This window comes from Pseudomonas sp. RHF3.3-3 (genome assembly GCF_048069595.1).
Classification (GTDB): domain Bacteria; phylum Pseudomonadota; class Gammaproteobacteria; order Pseudomonadales; family Pseudomonadaceae; genus Aquipseudomonas; species Aquipseudomonas fuscovaginae_B.
In genome coordinates this window covers 5620976-5636018 of record NZ_CP182250.1, presented here as the reverse complement: position 1 = coordinate 5636018, position 15043 = coordinate 5620976, and the positions used below count along the sequence as shown (strand labels likewise).

At 63.3% G+C, this 15043-nt stretch carries 16 protein-coding genes; 11 read left to right on the top strand and 5 right to left on the bottom strand.

Annotation, left to right across the window (positions count from 1 at the left end; translation table 11 throughout):
- Position 1 precedes the first annotated feature (1 nt).
- The 8 genes from cobU to ACMGT0_RS24590 all read left to right on the top strand — a co-directional run bounded on the left by cobU (position 2) and on the right by ACMGT0_RS24590 (position 5373).
- Entirely contained in the window at positions 2-523 is a 522-nt protein-coding gene (gene cobU / locus ACMGT0_RS24625) for a bifunctional adenosylcobinamide kinase/adenosylcobinamide-phosphate guanylyltransferase (protein WP_054060602.1), read from the top strand.
- A complete protein-coding gene (gene cobT, locus ACMGT0_RS24620; protein ID WP_054063088.1) occupies positions 520-1575 on the top strand; it encodes a nicotinate-nucleotide--dimethylbenzimidazole phosphoribosyltransferase in 1056 nt (351 codons plus the stop codon). The genes cobU and cobT overlap by 4 nt, the downstream gene beginning before the upstream one ends.
- A complete protein-coding gene (gene cobC, locus ACMGT0_RS24615) occupies positions 1572-2150 on the top strand; it encodes an alpha-ribazole phosphatase family protein (RefSeq protein ID WP_054058201.1) in 579 nt (192 codons plus the stop codon). Before cobT ends, cobC begins: the two co-directional genes overlap by 4 nt.
- The gene (locus ACMGT0_RS24610) at positions 2147-2884 is read left to right on the top strand and encodes an adenosylcobinamide-GDP ribazoletransferase (protein ID WP_054058200.1); all 738 of its coding nucleotides are present in this window, start codon (positions 2147-2149) and stop codon (positions 2882-2884) included. Before cobC ends, ACMGT0_RS24610 begins: the two co-directional genes overlap by 4 nt.
- A 72-nt stretch (positions 2885-2956) precedes the next feature.
- Complete coding sequence (locus ACMGT0_RS24605) at positions 2957-3370, top strand: MarR family winged helix-turn-helix transcriptional regulator (RefSeq protein ID WP_054058199.1); 414 nt, start codon at positions 2957-2959, stop codon at positions 3368-3370.
- A 53-nt stretch (positions 3371-3423) separates the two neighbouring features.
- Positions 3424-4632 (top strand): MFS transporter, encoded by a 1209-nt coding sequence (locus ACMGT0_RS24600; RefSeq protein WP_416770188.1) that lies wholly within the window; start codon positions 3424-3426, stop codon positions 4630-4632.
- A complete protein-coding gene (locus tag ACMGT0_RS24595; protein ID WP_273825956.1) occupies positions 4629-4751 on the top strand; it encodes a hypothetical protein in 123 nt (40 codons plus the stop codon). Before ACMGT0_RS24600 ends, ACMGT0_RS24595 begins: the two co-directional genes overlap by 4 nt.
- Before the next feature lie 70 nt (positions 4752-4821).
- Positions 4822-5373 carry a glutathione peroxidase gene (locus ACMGT0_RS24590; RefSeq protein ID WP_416770186.1) on the top strand — a complete coding sequence of 184 codons (552 nt, stop codon included), beginning with the start codon at positions 4822-4824 and terminating at the stop codon, positions 5371-5373.
- 77 nt (positions 5374-5450) lie between these two features.
- Here ACMGT0_RS24590 and ACMGT0_RS24585 read toward each other — a convergent pair whose 3' ends face one another.
- The 3 genes from ACMGT0_RS24585 to ACMGT0_RS24575 all read right to left on the bottom strand — a co-directional run bounded on the left by ACMGT0_RS24585 (position 5451) and on the right by ACMGT0_RS24575 (position 7859).
- A complete protein-coding gene (locus ACMGT0_RS24585) occupies positions 5451-6728 on the bottom strand; it encodes an OmpP1/FadL family transporter (protein WP_416770184.1) in 1278 nt (425 codons plus the stop codon).
- Between the two features lie 143 nt (positions 6729-6871).
- The gene (locus ACMGT0_RS24580) at positions 6872-7354 is read right to left on the bottom strand and encodes a hypothetical protein (protein WP_054058195.1); all 483 of its coding nucleotides are present in this window, start codon (positions 7352-7354) and stop codon (positions 6872-6874) included.
- Between the two features lie 280 nt (positions 7355-7634).
- Positions 7635-7859 carry a hypothetical protein gene (locus tag ACMGT0_RS24575; RefSeq protein ID WP_054058194.1) on the bottom strand — a complete coding sequence of 75 codons (225 nt, stop codon included), beginning with the start codon at positions 7857-7859 and terminating at the stop codon, positions 7635-7637.
- A gap of 210 nt (positions 7860-8069) precedes the next feature.
- Here ACMGT0_RS24575 and ACMGT0_RS24570 point away from each other — a divergent pair, with 210 nt between their 5' ends.
- The 3 genes from ACMGT0_RS24570 to rmuC all read left to right on the top strand — a co-directional run bounded on the left by ACMGT0_RS24570 (position 8070) and on the right by rmuC (position 10658).
- Complete coding sequence (locus ACMGT0_RS24570; protein ID WP_152974330.1) at positions 8070-8459, top strand: hypothetical protein; 390 nt, start codon at positions 8070-8072, stop codon at positions 8457-8459.
- Positions 8460-8789: 330 nt separating this feature from the next.
- Positions 8790-9113: a hypothetical protein gene (locus ACMGT0_RS24565; RefSeq protein ID WP_054063084.1), complete on the top strand. Its 324-nt coding sequence runs from the start codon at positions 8790-8792 to the stop codon at positions 9111-9113.
- Between the two features lie 180 nt (positions 9114-9293).
- On the top strand, positions 9294-10658 hold the full coding sequence (gene rmuC / locus ACMGT0_RS24560; RefSeq protein ID WP_416773546.1) for a DNA recombination protein RmuC: 1365 nt from the start codon (positions 9294-9296) through the stop codon (positions 10656-10658).
- Positions 10659-10829: 171 nt separating this feature from the next.
- Here rmuC and ACMGT0_RS24555 read toward each other — a convergent pair whose 3' ends face one another.
- Positions 10830-14300 carry a NahK/ErcS family hybrid sensor histidine kinase/response regulator gene (locus tag ACMGT0_RS24555; RefSeq protein WP_416770181.1) on the bottom strand — a complete coding sequence of 1157 codons (3471 nt, stop codon included), beginning with the start codon at positions 14298-14300 and terminating at the stop codon, positions 10830-10832.
- A gap of 122 nt (positions 14301-14422) precedes the next feature.
- Positions 14423-14968, bottom strand: a complete 546-nt coding sequence (locus ACMGT0_RS24550; RefSeq protein ID WP_054061183.1) for a TetR/AcrR family transcriptional regulator — start codon at positions 14966-14968, stop codon at positions 14423-14425.
- Between the last annotated feature and the right edge of the window lie 75 nt (positions 14969-15043).

Here is a 15043-nt window from a genome sequence, read left to right as displayed (position 1 = left end):
TATGCAGCAACTGATTCTGGGCGGTGCCCGTTCCGGCAAGAGTCGCCTGGCCGAGCGGCTGGCGGCGCAGAGCGGGCTATCGGTGATCTATGTCGCCACCAGCCAACCGCTGGATGGCGAATTGAACGAGCGGGTTGCCTTGCATCGCCAGCGACGGCCGGGCCATTGGGGGTTGATCGAAGAGCCGCTGCAACTGGCGCAGGTCCTGCGTGATAACGCGGCGGCCGATACCTGCCTGCTGGTGGACTGCCTGACCCTGTGGCTGACCAACCTGCTGATGCTGGACGATGCCGAGCGCCTGCGCGCCGAGCGCGATGCCCTGCTGGACTGCCTGGCGTCACTGCCGGGCGAAATCATTTTTGTCAGCAACGAGACCGGTCTCGGTGTCGTCCCGCTGGGCGAACTGACTCGCCGTTATGTCGATGAAGCCGGTTGGCTGCATCAAGCCCTGGCCGAGCGCTGTCAGCGTGTGGTACTGACCGTTGCCGGCCTGCCCCTGACTCTGAAAGGACCTGCGTTATGACTCAATCGTGGTGGCTGGACCCCTGCAAGGCAATCGACGGGCAAGCCCGGGAGGCGGCGTTCGAGCGCCAGCAGCAGTTGACCAAACCGACCGGCTCCCTGGGCCTGCTGGAGCAGGTGGCGGTACAACTGGCCGGTCTGCAGGGGCGGCTCAAGCCGCGGGTCGATCACCTGTGGATCGCGATTTTCGCCGGTGACCATGGTGTGGTCGCCGAGGGCGTGTCGGCCTATCCCCAGGAGGTCACCGGGCAGATGCTGGCCAACTTTGTCGGTGGCGGAGCGGCGATCAGCGTGCTGGCCCGGCAGTTGGGCGCGCAACTGGATGTGAATGACCTCGGCACCGTCACGCCGATGCTCAACCTGCCGGGCGTGCGTCACCTGCAGATCGGTGCCGGTACGGCGAATTTCACCCAGGGCCCGGCGATGACCGAGGCCCAGGGTCTGCAGGCGCTGGAAGCCGGGCGCGACAGTGTGCGCCGGGCGGTGGCGGCCGGCAGCGAGCTGTTCATTGGTGGCGAGATGGGCATCGGCAATACCGCCGCGGCGAGTGCCGTGGCCTGTGCCTTGCTGGGCTGCCCGGCGAGCCTGCTCGCCGGCCCGGGTACCGGCCTGGACCCGGCCGGGGTCAGCCGCAAGGCGCAGGTGATCGAACGGGCGCTGGCGTTGCACGCCGAACAGACCCGTGACCCGTTGCAGGCGCTGTTTCGCCTCGGCGGCTTTGAGATCGCGGCGTTGACCGGAGCCTACCTGGCCTGTGCCCAGGAAGGGGTAGCGGTGCTGGTCGATGGCTTCATCTGCAGCGTGGCGGCGATGGTAGCGGTGCGGCTGAACCCCGCTTGTCGTGACTGGCTGATCTTTGGCCATCGCGGCGCGGAGCTGGGTCATCGGCATGTCCTCGAAAGCCTGTTGGCCGAGCCGTTGCTGGAACTGGGCCTGCGCCTGGGTGAAGGCAGCGGTGCGGCCCTGGCGGTGCCCCTGGTGCGCCTGGCCTGTGACCTGCACGGCCAGATGGCGACCTTTGCCGAAGCGGCGGTGGCGGATCGTCCGGCATGACCACGTTGTACCTGGACCTGCTGCGCCATGGCGAGACCGAGCTGGGTGGCGGCTTGCGCGGCAGCCTGGATGACGCGCTGACCGACAAGGGCTGGGCGCAGATGCGCCAGGCGGTGCTGGAGGGGGGCCCCTGGAACCGGCTGGTGAGTTCGCCGTTGCGGCGCTGTGCGCGGTTCGCCGCGGAACTGGGCGAACGGCTGGGACTGCCCGTCGAGCTGGAAAAGGACCTGCAGGAACTGCATTTCGGCGCCTGGGAGGGGCAGAGCGCGGCGGCGTTGATGGAGACCGATGCCGAAGCGCTGGGGCGCTTCTGGGCTGACCCTTATGGCTTCACACCGCCCGACGGTGAACCGGTATCGCGATTTGCCGAGCGGGTGCTGGCGGCGGTCGAGGGCTTGCAGCGACGCTACGCCGGGGAGCGGGTGTTGCTGGTCAGCCATGGCGGGGTGATGAAGTTGCTGCTGGCACGGGCACGGGGATTGCCCCGCGAACAACTGCTGCAGGTCGAGGTGGCCCATGGTGCCCTGTTCACCTTGCAGGTGTCGGCCGATGGCCGCTTGGGAGAGGTGTCTTGAGCCCGCTGCCGTTCTGGATTGCCCTGCAGTTCCTCAGCAGCCTGCCGATCCGCCTGCCGGGCATGCCGCAGCCGCAGGAGCTGGGGCGTTCGCTGCTCTGGTACCCGCTGGTCGGGTTGCTGCTGGGGGCTGGGCTGTATGGCGTCGACTGTCTGTTGAGCGCGACGCCGGCGTTATTGCACGCCGCCTTGCTGCTGACGGCCTGGGTGCTGTTCAGTGGCGGTCTGCACCTGGACGGCCTGGCGGACAGTGCCGACGCCTGGCTGGGTGGTTTCGGCGATCGCGAGCGTACCCTGTCGATCATGAAGGACCCGCGCAGTGGGCCGATTGCGGTGGTGACGCTGGTCCTGGTGCTGCTGTTGAAGTTCTGCGCCTTGCTGGCGCTGATCGAGCAGCGCCAGACCGTCGCGCTGGTCCTGGCCCCCTTGATCGGCCGCAGTGCGTTGCTGGGCCTGTTTCTGGTGACGCCCTACGTGCGGGCGGGCGGATTGGGCCAGGCATTGGCCGACCATCTGCCACGGCGGGCCGGTTGGCAGGTGTTGCTGCTCAGCGCGGCGGCCTGCCTGGGGCTGGCGGGTTGGCACGGGGCATTGGCGCTGCTGCTGGCGGTGGTGTGTTTCGGCTGGTTGCGGCACTTGATGCTGCGGCGGCTGGGCGGGACGACCGGGGATACTGCCGGTGCCTTGCTGGAGTTGCTGGAGATGGCGGTGCTGGTGGGGCTGGCGCTGGCCTGAGGGGGGCTGTTCACCAACCCCTGAACATTGATTAAACTTGTATTTGGAACGTTACGGGTATATACACGCATCATGTTATCCACCGACTGCTTGTGCATCAGCCTGCGTCGCGCCGCTCGTGGCGTCAGCAGGCATTACGACGGCGCCCTCGACGGCTTCGGGATCAACGTTGCGCAGTATTCTCTGCTGTGCAATCTGCGACGCCTGGATAAGCCGAGCATTTCCGGCCTGGCCGAGGCGATGGGCCTGGATCGCAGCACCCTGGGGCGAAATCTTCGGGTACTGGAAGGCGAGGGCCTGGTGAAGATGAGTGAGGGCGCCGATCAGCGCAATCGTCTGGTGTGCCTGACCGAAACCGGAGCCCAGCGGCTGGAGGAAGCCTTTCCGGCCTGGGAGGCGGCGCAGCAGCGCCTGGCCGAGCGTCTGGGTGAGGAAAAGCGCGCTGCCTTGCTGGCATTGCTGGATGAACTGGCGGATGGCGAGTAATCGCCTTTTTATTCGAATTAAAGCGGGTATATACCCGTTAACGGAGAACAATAATGACATCGCTCTGGCGCAGCAGCGGCTGGATTCTTCTCGGGAGTGCGCTGATCCTGGCGCTGTCGTTGGGGGTGCGGCATGGTTTCGGCCTGTTCCTGCCGCCGATGAGTGCGCAGTTCGGCTGGGGACGTGAAGTCTTCGCCTTCGCCATTGCCCTGCAGAACCTGATCTGGGGGCTGGCACAGCCCTTCACCGGGGCCCTGGCCGATCGTTTTGGCGCTGCCCGGGTGGTGCTGATCGGCGGTGTGCTGTATGCCCTTGGCCTGGTCTTCATGGGGCTCTCCGAGTCGGCCGTGAGCCTGTCGCTGAGCGCCGGCTTGCTGATCGGTATTGGCCTGTCGGGGACTTCGTTCTCGGTGATTCTCGGCGTGGTCGGGCGGGCGGTGGCACCGGAAAAACGTAGCATGGCCATGGGCATTGCCAGTGCCGCCGGTTCGTTCGGCCAGTTCGCGATGTTGCCGGGGACCCTGGGGCTGATCGGCTGGCTGGGCTGGTCGAGTGCCTTGCTGGTGCTCGGTGTGCTGGTGGCGATGATCGTGCCGCTGGTGGCGATGCTCAAGGACAGGCCACTGCCGGTACTGGCCGGCGAGCAGACCCTGGGCGAGGCGTTGCGCGAAGCCTGTGCCCACCCGGGTTTCTGGCTGCTGGCGTTCGGCTTTTTCGTCTGCGGCTTCCAGGTGGTGTTCATCGGCGTCCATCTGCCGGCCTACCTCGTGGACCAGCATCTGCCGGCCAGCGTCGGCACCACGGTGCTGGCGTTGATCGGCCTGTTCAATATCTTCGGCACCTACACCGCCGGCTGGCTCGGCGGGCGGATGTCCAAGCCGCGTCTGCTGACGGCCCTGTACCTGGCCCGGGCGGTGGTGATCGGACTGTTCCTGTGGCTGCCCGTGACTGAAATCGGTGCCTATCTGTTCGGTATGGCCATGGGCTTTCTCTGGTTGTCGACGGTACCGCTGACCAACGGTACCGTGGCGACCCTCTTTGGGGTTCGAAACCTCTCCATGCTGGGTGGGATCGTTTTCCTGTTCCATCAGTTGGGTTCCTTCCTCGGTGGCTGGCTGGGTGGTGTGGTCTATGACCGCATGGGCAGTTACGACCTGATCTGGCAGGTGGCGATCCTCCTGAGCCTGCTGGCCGCGGCCTTGAACTGGCCGGTCCGTGAGCGGCCCGTGGCGCGCCTGCAGACGCAAATGGGGGCGGCATGAGTTCCCGCTGGTCCAGGCCGCTGGCGCTGGTGATTCTGGTGTTGCTGCTGGTGTTGGCCTGGTGGGGGTGGCATCGAGGTGGCCTGGCGCTGATGCAACTGGGCATGGGCGTTTGCTAGTGGCCGCTTGCTGGGGAGTGTACAGGCGCGTAACTTCCTCCTGAGAACTCTTTACCTGAGGAGACAGGATATGGCGATGCGCTGGTTGCTGGTGCCGATGGCTTTGCTGGCTTTTTCGGGGGCTGCGGCGGCGGCCGGCTGTCCCGAGTTGCTGCAGGGGCAACTGCCCAAGTTGCGGGCCAAGGAGTCCATCGACCTGTGCCAGAAGTTTGCCGGCAAGCCACTGGTGATCGTCAATACCGCCAGCTTCTGTGGCTTCGCGCCGCAGTTCAAGGGGCTGGAGGCGCTGTACCAGCGCTACAAGGGGCAGGGGCTGGAACTGATCGGCGTGCCGTCCGACGACTTCAGGCAGGAGTCCAAGGATGGCGCCGAGACGGCCAAGGTCTGTTACGTGAACTATGGCGTCACCTTCACCATGACCGAGCCGCAAGTGGTCAGGGGTGGGAATGCCGTGCACCTGTTCAAGGTATTGGGCGAGCAGGCTGGGGCGCCGAAGTGGAATTTCTACAAGTATGTGGTGGATCGCCAGGGCAAGGTGGTCGCCCATTTTTCCAGCCTGACCAAGCCGGATAGCCCGGAGTTGATCGAGGCGGTGGAGAAGGCGATTGCATCGAAACCCTGATGATAGTGCCCATTAAAAAACCCGCCGAGGCGGGTTTTTTTCTGTTCAGCCGTTGAGCCGTTCAGGCTCGCTGCGGATCAGAACTTGTACGTTGCGCCCAGGCCATAGCCCCATGCGCTGTTTTCGTACTTGGCGCTGTAGTTGCCCAGAGCGTTGGTTCTGTTGACGGTGACATCTTCTTCCTTCAGGTAGGAAACCGCTGCATCGATGGTCAGGTTATCGTTGATGGCATAACCCAGGCCAGCACTGATGATGGTGCGGTCACCAGTAGGAATACGTGGCGAACGATCGGTATTGTTGGCAGGCGACTGGTCGAAGGTCAGGCCGGTACGCACGACCCACTGCTTGTTCAACTGGTAGGAAGTACCCACGGCGTAGGCCCAGGTATCGTGCCAGTTCTGGTCTTCCTTGATGGTGCCGACCAGTGCAGGGGAAAGGGGGCCGCCAGAGGCTGCAGTCACACCTTCGTTATTGATGGTGATGTCTTTCAGGCGACTCCAGCGGGTCCAGGTAGTGCCAGCATACAGTTTCCAGGCGTCTGTCAGGTCCTGGGTAACGGACAGGTCATAGGATTCAGGTGTTTCAATCTTCAGGGACGCGTCGTAACGGTTGCTGCGGATCAGCGGTACAGGGCTATTACCTGCGGTTACGTCAGTGTGGCCTTCCAGTTTGTAGTTGACTTTCGAGTGGTAGGTCAGACCGACACGAGTGGTATCGGTTGCCTGGACCAGGACGCCAACGTTGAAGCCCAGGGCAGTATCGTCACCCTTGATTCGCACGTTGGTGTCGCTGGTGGCGAAGGGAGCCCGCACATCGGATTGCAGCTCACCGGAAATACGGTTGATGGTCGGACCGAAACCGATCGACACCCGGTCGTTGAAGGCGTAGCTGACAGTCGGTTGCAGAGTCACGACCTTGACTTCGCTCTTGCTGCCGAATCCGCGGCCCTGGAAGCCGTTTTCATAGTTGGTAACCAGGCCGAAAGGAGCGTAGGCACCAAAACCAACGGACCACTGGTCGTTGATCTGGTTGGTGTAGAACGCCATCGGCACTGTCGTGAAGGGCACCATGTCGCCCTTGTTGGTGCCGCTCGCGCTACCGCGAGCATCCTTGATGTCGGTGGTTGCGTCAATGGACGCAGCACCCACAGTGATTTGCTGGCCCGCGAGGCGGGACATGCCGGCAGGGTTGCCATAGACAGTGCTTGCATCATCGGCAGCGGAGGATCGACCCGCAAAACCAGTACCCATCCCGCTGATACTCTGTTCGTTGAGCGCGAAGCCGCTGGCGAACAGCTGGGTGGATGCGAGGGTAACGGCGAGGCTGAGTGTGGTCTTGAGCATTACTTTTTTCATTATTAGAACTCCGTGGTGATCACCGAGGCGAAAACTACCAACATTTTTGCTTGGGCGCTATAGGCTGTATCGCAGGAGATAGAGCGGTTTTGTAGGACAATCCAACCAAATTCGTAAGATTTTTCTGAATTCGAATCCTGTGACTAACAGGCGACAAAACTGACCGATGAGTCACAATTTTTCCAGGCGCGGGTGAAGTCCCGTAAACGCCCTTGTGGCTGGAAAGTCTGTCGCCAGATCCGCGCCATTCCGAGCAGGTCGTCCAGGGCTGGCAGTCGCAGTTGCTGTTGTTCGATCAGCAGCCAGGCAATGGCTGTGGCGTAGCGCAGGTTGACGGTCAGTTCGAGGTGCGGGCTGCTCAGGAAGGCATGTTGGCTGGCCAGGCCGCGAACCAGGCTGGCCAGGTCCGGGTCCTGGGCCAGGTAGTGGTCCCACAGTTCGGCGTGGCGCCGTTCGCCGATGCGATACAGGCCGTGGCCGCCACGGTTGTGCAGGGCCGAGCCGAGGTCCGACTGGCTGGCGGCGATACCCAGCAGCAGTGCTTCCGCAGATGGGCTGTGCCGGCCCAGATACCGTAATGTCGGGCGGATCACATAAAGGCGCAGTTCCCTCGCAGCAATACCCATGACACCCTCAAGACTGCTCGTAATGTCGTAATCGGCCGGCGAGACCTGGCGCTTGGCAGCAATGGATCGAGCAGGTCTGCCGGAAGCGACCCGAGTCGCTTGAGTTGAAGTGTAGTGTCATATCTTTGCTGTAAAGGACTGTTTTTAAAATATTTAAAACATGCACTTCGCGCTTGATATATTGATTGGCAATTAGGCTGGTCGGCAAAATTGCGAAACTTCAGGCAATAAAAAGCCCCGCTTGCAGGGCGGGGCTGGTGTATTGCCGTTCGTCCGAACTTCAGGCAATCAATGCCTGGCGGGTGCGGTCGATCACCGCTTGCAAGGGTTCGGCACTGGCGTATTGCTCGGGGTACAGGCGCTCGCTGTGGCGGGCGATCCCGTGCTCGTTGACCAGTGTGAAGCTGAAGCTGCCCTTGCGCGCAGCCATGATCAGGCAGTTCATGGGAGCAAAGGCGTTGGTCAGCGTACGAATGGCTTCCTGGGTGTGGATTTGAGTCGACATATTATTGGTGTTCCTACAAATGACACGGTATCTGAACCGTGCAGCGTTAAAACGTTCCAGTAATGCCGTGCCACCATTGGCCGGAAAAAGAACCTGACTGGAACAAGGCAGCCAGTTTGCAGCGCTTGAAATATGAGTGGCGCTCGGGCTGGCAGGTAGGTACTCAGGAGGGCAGGCAATCACGACAGGGGCAAAGGTTCTGTGCCCGGGGTGAAGATCCTGATCAATTTGCAGGTTGGTTCGGTCAGAGAAAAAATCTTGGCAACACCCTTTTCAAGGGTGTCGTGGCGCAATTTTTACCTGGAAACCATCGAGGGGTCGCTCCCTGTTTTCAGTGGCCGGCTTCTTCGAAGCGTGGCTACCAAGGGATGTTTTCGACCAGAATTGACTTTCAGCTTGGTACTAACGGCGCGGATACTAGCGTATTGGAAAGCGCAAGGGAAGGGTTTTTTGCAAAAAACTCGTGATGTCGATGGCGGCGAACCGCTGGTTTTCGAGCTGCCCGATAGCGAGGCACTCGAGGGCGGCACCGGCGAGGTCAGCGGGCCTGTCGCCAGGCCTTGTCTCATCTGCTTGTGCAAAAAAGGTGCGCCGATATAACCGCGCACGTATCACTTGTGCACATTATTGGCCCGGCTTGTCACCTCTTTGTCATCTACCTCTCCGGGCCCGCGAATGCCTGTATTGGAAATACAAGTCAATGAAAAATATCGTCTTTTTTTATTGGTGAAAAAATCGACAGTTTGACTGCGAGCCCCGTTCCATGGGGCTTTGCGGGGGTTAAAGGGGGGTTGTCCACTGAGTTATCCACAGCTTCTGTGGATTGTCCCAAGCGCTTGCTCTAGCTCGGGCATGTGGCGTTTTTTCGACTTTACCTTCGTGAAAAAAAGAGTAGAGTGGCGCGCCCTGCGATTTGCCCTACTGTCTGATATGAAGTTTCGTTCGACCTCATCATCTCCATCTTCGTCCAATACGATTTCAACCGAGCCGAAGCGTTTTTCGCTGCGCGTCGCGCTCTGGTTGCTGGACAGCCCGAGCCTGGGCCACAACCCCAACGTCAAGCACTTCGCCGGCCGCCTGTTGAAGCAGCCGGCGCGCCAGGGTGTGGTGCTTGCCCAGCGTCGCCTGGGGCAGTTGATGTGCCGCGATTGCGGCAGTTCCCGTGAGCGGCGTATCGGTCACGAGTTGCTGCGCCAGGCGGCCCGCGCTGGCGACCAGGTGGCCCGGCGCGAACTGGGACTGCTCGAAGACTGAGCTGTCCCTGGCGTGGCGTGTTCGCTACCCTTGACCCTTTGAGTCCGGTGTTGCGTGGGAGTGCTTATGGCGTTGGATCTGACCAGTCTGTTGCTGGGTTTGGCGGGGGCGGCGCTGCCATTGCTGGCGTTCGCCTGGCAACTGCAGCGTCGCGCCGGCGCGGCGCAGGCCGAGCTGGCCCTGCAGGATGAACGCCTGGCCAACGCGCAACTGGCCCAGGACGGGCTCAATGCCCAACTGGATGCCTGTCGAGACGAGGTCAGCGACCTCGGCCAGGCCAATGCCGCCAAGCAGGCGGAGTTGGCGGCATTGCGGCGCGAAGTCGACCTGTTGCAGATCGAGCGTGACATCGCCCGGGATGCGGCCCATGCCTGGAACCTCGAACGCAACGGCAAGGAAACCGAGTTGCGCCGCCTCGATGCGCAGGTGGCCTCGTTGAATGCGGCCCTGCGTGAACAGCAGGAGGGGCACCAGCAACGGCTCCAGGACCTGCAAGGCTCGCGGGACGAACTGCGGGCGCAGTTCGCCGAAATGGCCGGGAAGATCTTCGATGAGCGCGAAGCGCGTTTCGCGCAAAGTAGCCAGGAACGCCTCGGACAATTGCTCGACCCGTTGAAGGAGCGTATCCAGTCCTTTGAAAAACGTGTCGAGGAAAGTTACCAGGCCGAGGCCCGCGAGCGTTTTTCCCTGGGCAAGGAACTGGAGCGCCTGCAACAGCTGAACCTGCGCCTGAGCGATGAGGCGACCAACCTGACCCAGGCGCTCAAGGGCCAGAAGACCCAGGGCAACTGGGGCGAACTGATTCTTGAGCGGGTGCTCGAGCATGCCGGCCTGGAAAAGGGCCGCGAGTACCAGACCCAGGTCAGCCTCAAGGGCCCCGATGGCGAGCGTTTCCAGCCGGACGTGCTGATCCTGCTGCCGGGAGACAAGCAGGTGGTGGTGGACTCCAAGGTCAGCCTGACGGCCTATCAGCAGTATGTCGGCGCGGCTGACGAGGTGATCGGCCAGGCGGCACTCAAGCAGCATGTGCTGTCGTTGCGCAATCACGTCAAGGGCCTGTCCGGCAAGGACTACAAGCGTCTGGAAGGCTTGCACAGCCTGGATTTCGTCCTGCTGTTCGTGCCGATCGAGGCGGCGTTCTCGGCGGCCTTGCAGGCGGAACCGAACCTGTTCCAGGAGGCGTTCGACCGGCAGATCGTGATTGTCAGCCCGACCACGCTGCTGGCGACCCTGAGGGTGATCGACAGCCTCTGGAAACAGGAGCGCCAGAGCCAGAACGCTCGGGAAATCGCCGAGCGCGCCGGTTGGCTGTACGACAAGTTCGTGCTGTTCATCCAGGACCTGGACGAAGTAGGCAGCCGCCTGCAGCAGTTGGACAAGGCCTACGCGGCGGCGCGCAACAAGCTGACGGAAGGCCGGGGCAACCTCATCAGCCGCAGCGAGCAGCTCAAGCTGCTGGGGGCTCGCGCGAGCAAGAGCCTGCCTGCCGACCTGCTGGAGCGGGCGATGACCGATGCCGATGGCGTGGTCGAATTGCCGGAGTGATTCATCCGGTGGGGCTGGAGTCGTGGGTCTGGCTTGAGGGCCTGTTCGCGGGCAAGCCCGGCTCCAACCGTATTGCGGCGTTCATGCCTCTTGAACTCGACTCAAACCTGTAGGAGCCGGGCTTGCCCGCGAACAGGCCCCAAAGCCAGGCCCAGGTCATGAAAGCGCAGCTCAACGCGTCAGGTGCCGGCTCAGCAGGGCGCGCAATGCCGCGGGTTTCACCGGTTTGGCCAGGTAGTCCAGCCCGCTGCCATGCACCTGCGCAACGGTTTCCTGCCTGCCATCGGCGCTGATCACCACGCCGGGCAGCGGTTCGTTCAGGCGTGTACGCAGCCAGGCCATCAGGTCGGTGCCGGTTTCGCCGTCGTCCAGGTGATAGTCCACCAGTGCCAGTTGCGGACGAATGCCCCTTGCCAGCAGTCCCTCGCATTCCTCGCGGTTGCGTGCGGTCCATACCTGGCAACCCCAGCGGCTGAGCAGGCTGTGCATGCCGATCAGGATGCTGTCCTCGTTATCGATGCACAACACTTGCGCACCGCTCATGGGCTGTCCATTGACTGCCACGCTGGCATGGGTCACGGCCTGCGACGCGCGGGCCAGGGGCACGCTGACGCTGAACACGCTGCCACGCCCCGGCCAGGAGCGGACCTGCAGTTGATGCCCCAGCACCCGGCACAGGCCGTCGGCGATCGCCAGGCCCAGCCCCAGGCCCTTTTCCGCGCGGGTCTGGTGGCTGTCCAGGCGCTTGAACTCCTCGAAGATCACCTGGCGCTTGTCCTCGGGAATTCCCGGGCCGCGATCCCACACCTCCAGCAGCAACAGCTCGCCGCGCCGACGTACGCCGAGCAGCACCGGGCCCTTGGCGTAGCGAAAGGCATTGGTCAGGAAGTTCTGCAGGATCCGCCGCAGCAGCTTGATATCGCTGTCGATGCGCAACTGGCTGCCACGTACCCGGAACTTCAGACCCTGTTCCTGGGCCAGGAGCTTGAACTCGGCGCCCAGGGTGTCGAACAGTTCGTTGACGGCGAACGGCTTCGAGTCCGGAGTGATCTTGCCGTTTTCCAGGCGCGAGATATCCAGCAGGTCGCTGATCAGGTCCTCGGCCGAACGCAACGAACTGTCCAGGTGCTGTACCAGTTGTTGCGCCTCCGCCGACAGCCCTTCCTCCTGGTGTGACAGCGCGGCGGAGAACAGTCGGGCGGCGTTCAGCGGTTGCATCAGGTCGTGGCTGACCGCGGCGAGAAAACGGGTCTTGGACTGGTTCGCCGCCTCGGCGTTACCCTTGGCCTCGGTCAGCGCCAGGTTGAGTTGCGACAGTTCGTGGGTACGCTCGGCCACCCGTTGTTCCAGGCCCTCGTTGGCTTCGGTCAGGGCCTGCTCGGCCTCGCGGAACGCGGTGATATCGGTAAAGCTCATGACGAAGCCACCACCGGGCATCGGGTTGCCGATCAGTTCGATCACCCGACCGTTGGGAAACAGCCGTTCGGAGGTGTGCGCGCGGCCCTGGCGCATCCAGTGCAGGCGCCGGGCCACGTGGACTTCGGCCTCGCCCGGGCCGCAGAGACCACGCTCGGCGTTGTAGCGGATGATGTCGGCGATCGGCCGGCCGACGCTGATCAGCCCGTCCGGGTAGTTGAACAGTTCCAGGTAGCGGCGGTTCCAGGCCACCAGTTTCAGCGACTGGTCGACCACGCTGATGCCCTGGGTGATGTTCTCGATGGCGCCTTGCAGCAGGGCACGGTTGAACTGCAGCACCTCGGAGGCTTCGTCGGCGATACGCACCACGTCCTCAAGCTGCATGTCGCGACCCTCGATGGCCGCCTTGACCACCGCGCGGGTCGAGGAGGCGCCGAGTACACCGGCCAGCAGGCGTTCGGTGTGGGCGATCCAGTCGCTGTCGGCGTTCTGGTTCGGGTTGAAGCCCTTGCCCTGGCGGTAGGCGAAGCGAATGAAGCTCTGGCGCGCCCGCTCTTCACCGACGAAACGCGCGGCGAGGGTCAGCAGGTCCTCGATCTGTACCGCCAGCATCGAGCGGGCACCGGGACGGGCGCTGATTTCCTGGCCGATGAAGCGCCCGGCCTGCCAGTGTTCGGAGACGCGGCTGCGCGACAGCACCGAGACCCAGGCGAACAGCGTGAAGTTGCCGGCCAGCGACAGCACCACCCCCTGGGTCAGCGGGGAAATGGGCAGGCCCAACGGGTTGCCATGCAGCCAGGCAAGGCCGGGGAAGCTGTTCAGCGACCAGCCCAGGCTGTGGGCGGCAATCGGCAGGACCAGGGTGTAGAACCAGAGGAAGGTACCGCCGGCGATCCCGGCGAACACCCCGCGACGGTTGGCCTGTTTCCAGTACAGCGCACCGAGCATCGCCGGGGCCAGTTGGGTGACGGCGGCAAAGGCGATCTGGCCGATGGTCGCCAGGCTGGCGGTGGAACCCAGCAGGCGGTAGCTGACGTAGGCCAGCAGGAGGATGGCGACGATGCTGACCCGGCGCACCGACAGCATCCAGTGACGGAACACTTCGAACGGCCGCTCGGAATTGGTCCTGCGCAGCAGCCAGGGCAGCAGCATGTCGTTGGACACCATGGTCGACAGGGCGACGCTGGCGACGATCACCATGCCGGTGGCCGCCGAGGCACCCCCGATGAAGGCCAGCAGCGCCAGGGACGGGTGGGCCTGGGCCAGTGGCAGGCTGATCACGTAGGAGTCGCGCAGGACCTCGGCCGGCAGCATCATCCGCCCGGCCAGGGCGATCGGCACCACGAACAGCGCGGCGAGAATCAGGTAGGTGGGGAATACCCACTTGGCCAGCCGCAGGTCCTGGGGCTCGATGTTCTCCACCACGGTGACATGGAACTGCCGCGGCAGACAGATGATCGCCATCATCGCCACGCCGGTCTGCACCACCATCGAGGGCCAGTTGACCGTTTCCTTCCAGTACTCGGCCAGCAGCGCCGAGTTCCTCGCCTGGTCGAACAGGTCGTCGAAACCGTCGTAGACGCCATAGGTGATGTAGGCGCCGACCGCGAGAAAGGCCAGCAGCTTGACCAGCGATTCGAAGGCGATCGCCAGCACCATGCCGCGGTGGTGTTCGGTGGCGTCGAGGTTGCGGGTACCGAACAGGATGGTGAACAGCGCCAGCACCAGCGAGACGATCAGCGCGGTGTCCTGGGCACGCACGCCCATGGCGTCGGCCCCGGCACCGATCAGCAGGTTCACCCCGAGGACGATGGCCTTGAGTTGCAGGGCGATGTAGGGCAATACCCCGACCAGACAGATCAGCGCCACCACCACCGCCAGCGACTGTGACTTGCCGTAGCGGGCGGCGATGAAGTCGGCGATCGAGGTGATGTTTTCCTGCTTGCTGATCAGCACCATCTTCTGCAGGACCCAGGGCGCGAACACCAGCAGCAGTACCGGCCCGAGGTAGATCGGCAGGAACGCCCAGAGCTGGTCGGCAGCCTGGCCGACCGCGCCGAAGAAGGTCCAGCTGGTGCAGTAGACCGCCAGCGACAGGCTGTACACCCAGGCGCGTAGCCGCGGCGGCAAGGGCGCGCGGCGACGGTCGCCATAGAAGGCGATGGCGAACATGATGGCCATATAGGCCAGGGCGACGACGGCGATCAGCCCGCTGGACAGCGACATGGAAACTCCCGGCAAAAGACATCCCGAGGGCCGTCCGGCCCCGGGACCACAGTCTCGCACGATGGCCGGGCGGCGTCAGTGTCGACCAAGGTCGCAGCGTGGCCTGGTGTCGCAGCCGATGCTCAGGTGCGCAGGGCGATATCGATCAGGCGGTGCAATTCCTCGACGGTCAACGGGGCGCTGGAAAACAGCACGCGAAACACGATCGGGGCGACGATCAGGTTGAGCAGGTGATCGACGCTGGGCAATTGACCGGCCTGCGGATAGCGATCGAGGATGATCCGCAACTGGCCGCCGAGAATTTCCACGCAGTGGCCGGGAATGGAGGTGCTGTTCTGCACATCGCGCATCATGTTGCGCCCCGGCTCCGAACTGATTTCGTCCAGGTACTGTTCGGCCCAGGCACGCAGGTCGCCGGGCAGGCTGCCGGTGTCCAGCGGTGGGCGGTCCGGCTGCATGCGCGCCAGGGCGACATCGGCCAGCAGTTCAGAGAGGTCGCCCCAGCGCCGGTAGATGGTCGATGGGGTGACACCGGCGCGGCTGGCAATCTGCGGCACGGTGATGCTGGAGCGCTCCTGTTCTTCAAGGAGCGTACGGACGGCCGCGTGAATCGATTCCTGCACCCGGGCGCTGCGGCCACCGGGGCGGATACTTTCTTTTATCGCCATGGGTAAAACCTTAACACAAAGAATTTGCTTTAAGCGAAAGGCGGTAGCACACTGCGCAAAAGCAAAATTTTAGCT

Bases quoted from the DNA above. Each gene is read 5' to 3' on its own strand.
- cobU (WP_054060602.1), top strand. From the start codon at position 2: ATGCAGCAACTGATTCTGGGCGGTGCCCGTTCCGGCAAGAGTCGCCTG.
- cobT (WP_054063088.1), top strand. From the start codon at position 520: ATGACTCAATCGTGGTGGCTGGACCCCTGCAAGGCAATCGACGGGCAA.
- cobC (WP_054058201.1), top strand. From the start codon at position 1,572: ATGACCACGTTGTACCTGGACCTGCTGCGCCATGGCGAGACCGAGCTG.
- ACMGT0_RS24605 (WP_054058199.1), top strand. From the start codon at position 2,957: ATGTTATCCACCGACTGCTTGTGCATCAGCCTGCGTCGCGCCGCTCGT.
- ACMGT0_RS24600 (WP_416770188.1), top strand. From the start codon at position 3,424: ATGACATCGCTCTGGCGCAGCAGCGGCTGGATTCTTCTCGGGAGTGCG.
- ACMGT0_RS24595 (WP_273825956.1), top strand. From the start codon at position 4,629: ATGAGTTCCCGCTGGTCCAGGCCGCTGGCGCTGGTGATTCTGGTGTTG.
- ACMGT0_RS24590 (WP_416770186.1), top strand. From the start codon at position 4,822: ATGGCGATGCGCTGGTTGCTGGTGCCGATGGCTTTGCTGGCTTTTTCG.
- ACMGT0_RS24585 (WP_416770184.1), bottom strand. From the start codon at position 6,728: ATGAAAAAAGTAATGCTCAAGACCACACTCAGCCTCGCCGTTACCCTC.
- ACMGT0_RS24580 (WP_054058195.1), bottom strand. From the start codon at position 7,354: ATGGGTATTGCTGCGAGGGAACTGCGCCTTTATGTGATCCGCCCGACA.
- ACMGT0_RS24575 (WP_054058194.1), bottom strand. From the start codon at position 7,859: ATGTCGACTCAAATCCACACCCAGGAAGCCATTCGTACGCTGACCAAC.
- ACMGT0_RS24565 (WP_054063084.1), top strand. From the start codon at position 8,790: ATGAAGTTTCGTTCGACCTCATCATCTCCATCTTCGTCCAATACGATT.
- ACMGT0_RS24555 (WP_416770181.1), bottom strand. From the start codon at position 14,300: ATGTCGCTGTCCAGCGGGCTGATCGCCGTCGTCGCCCTGGCCTATATG.
- ACMGT0_RS24550 (WP_054061183.1), bottom strand. From the start codon at position 14,968: ATGGCGATAAAAGAAAGTATCCGCCCCGGTGGCCGCAGCGCCCGGGTG.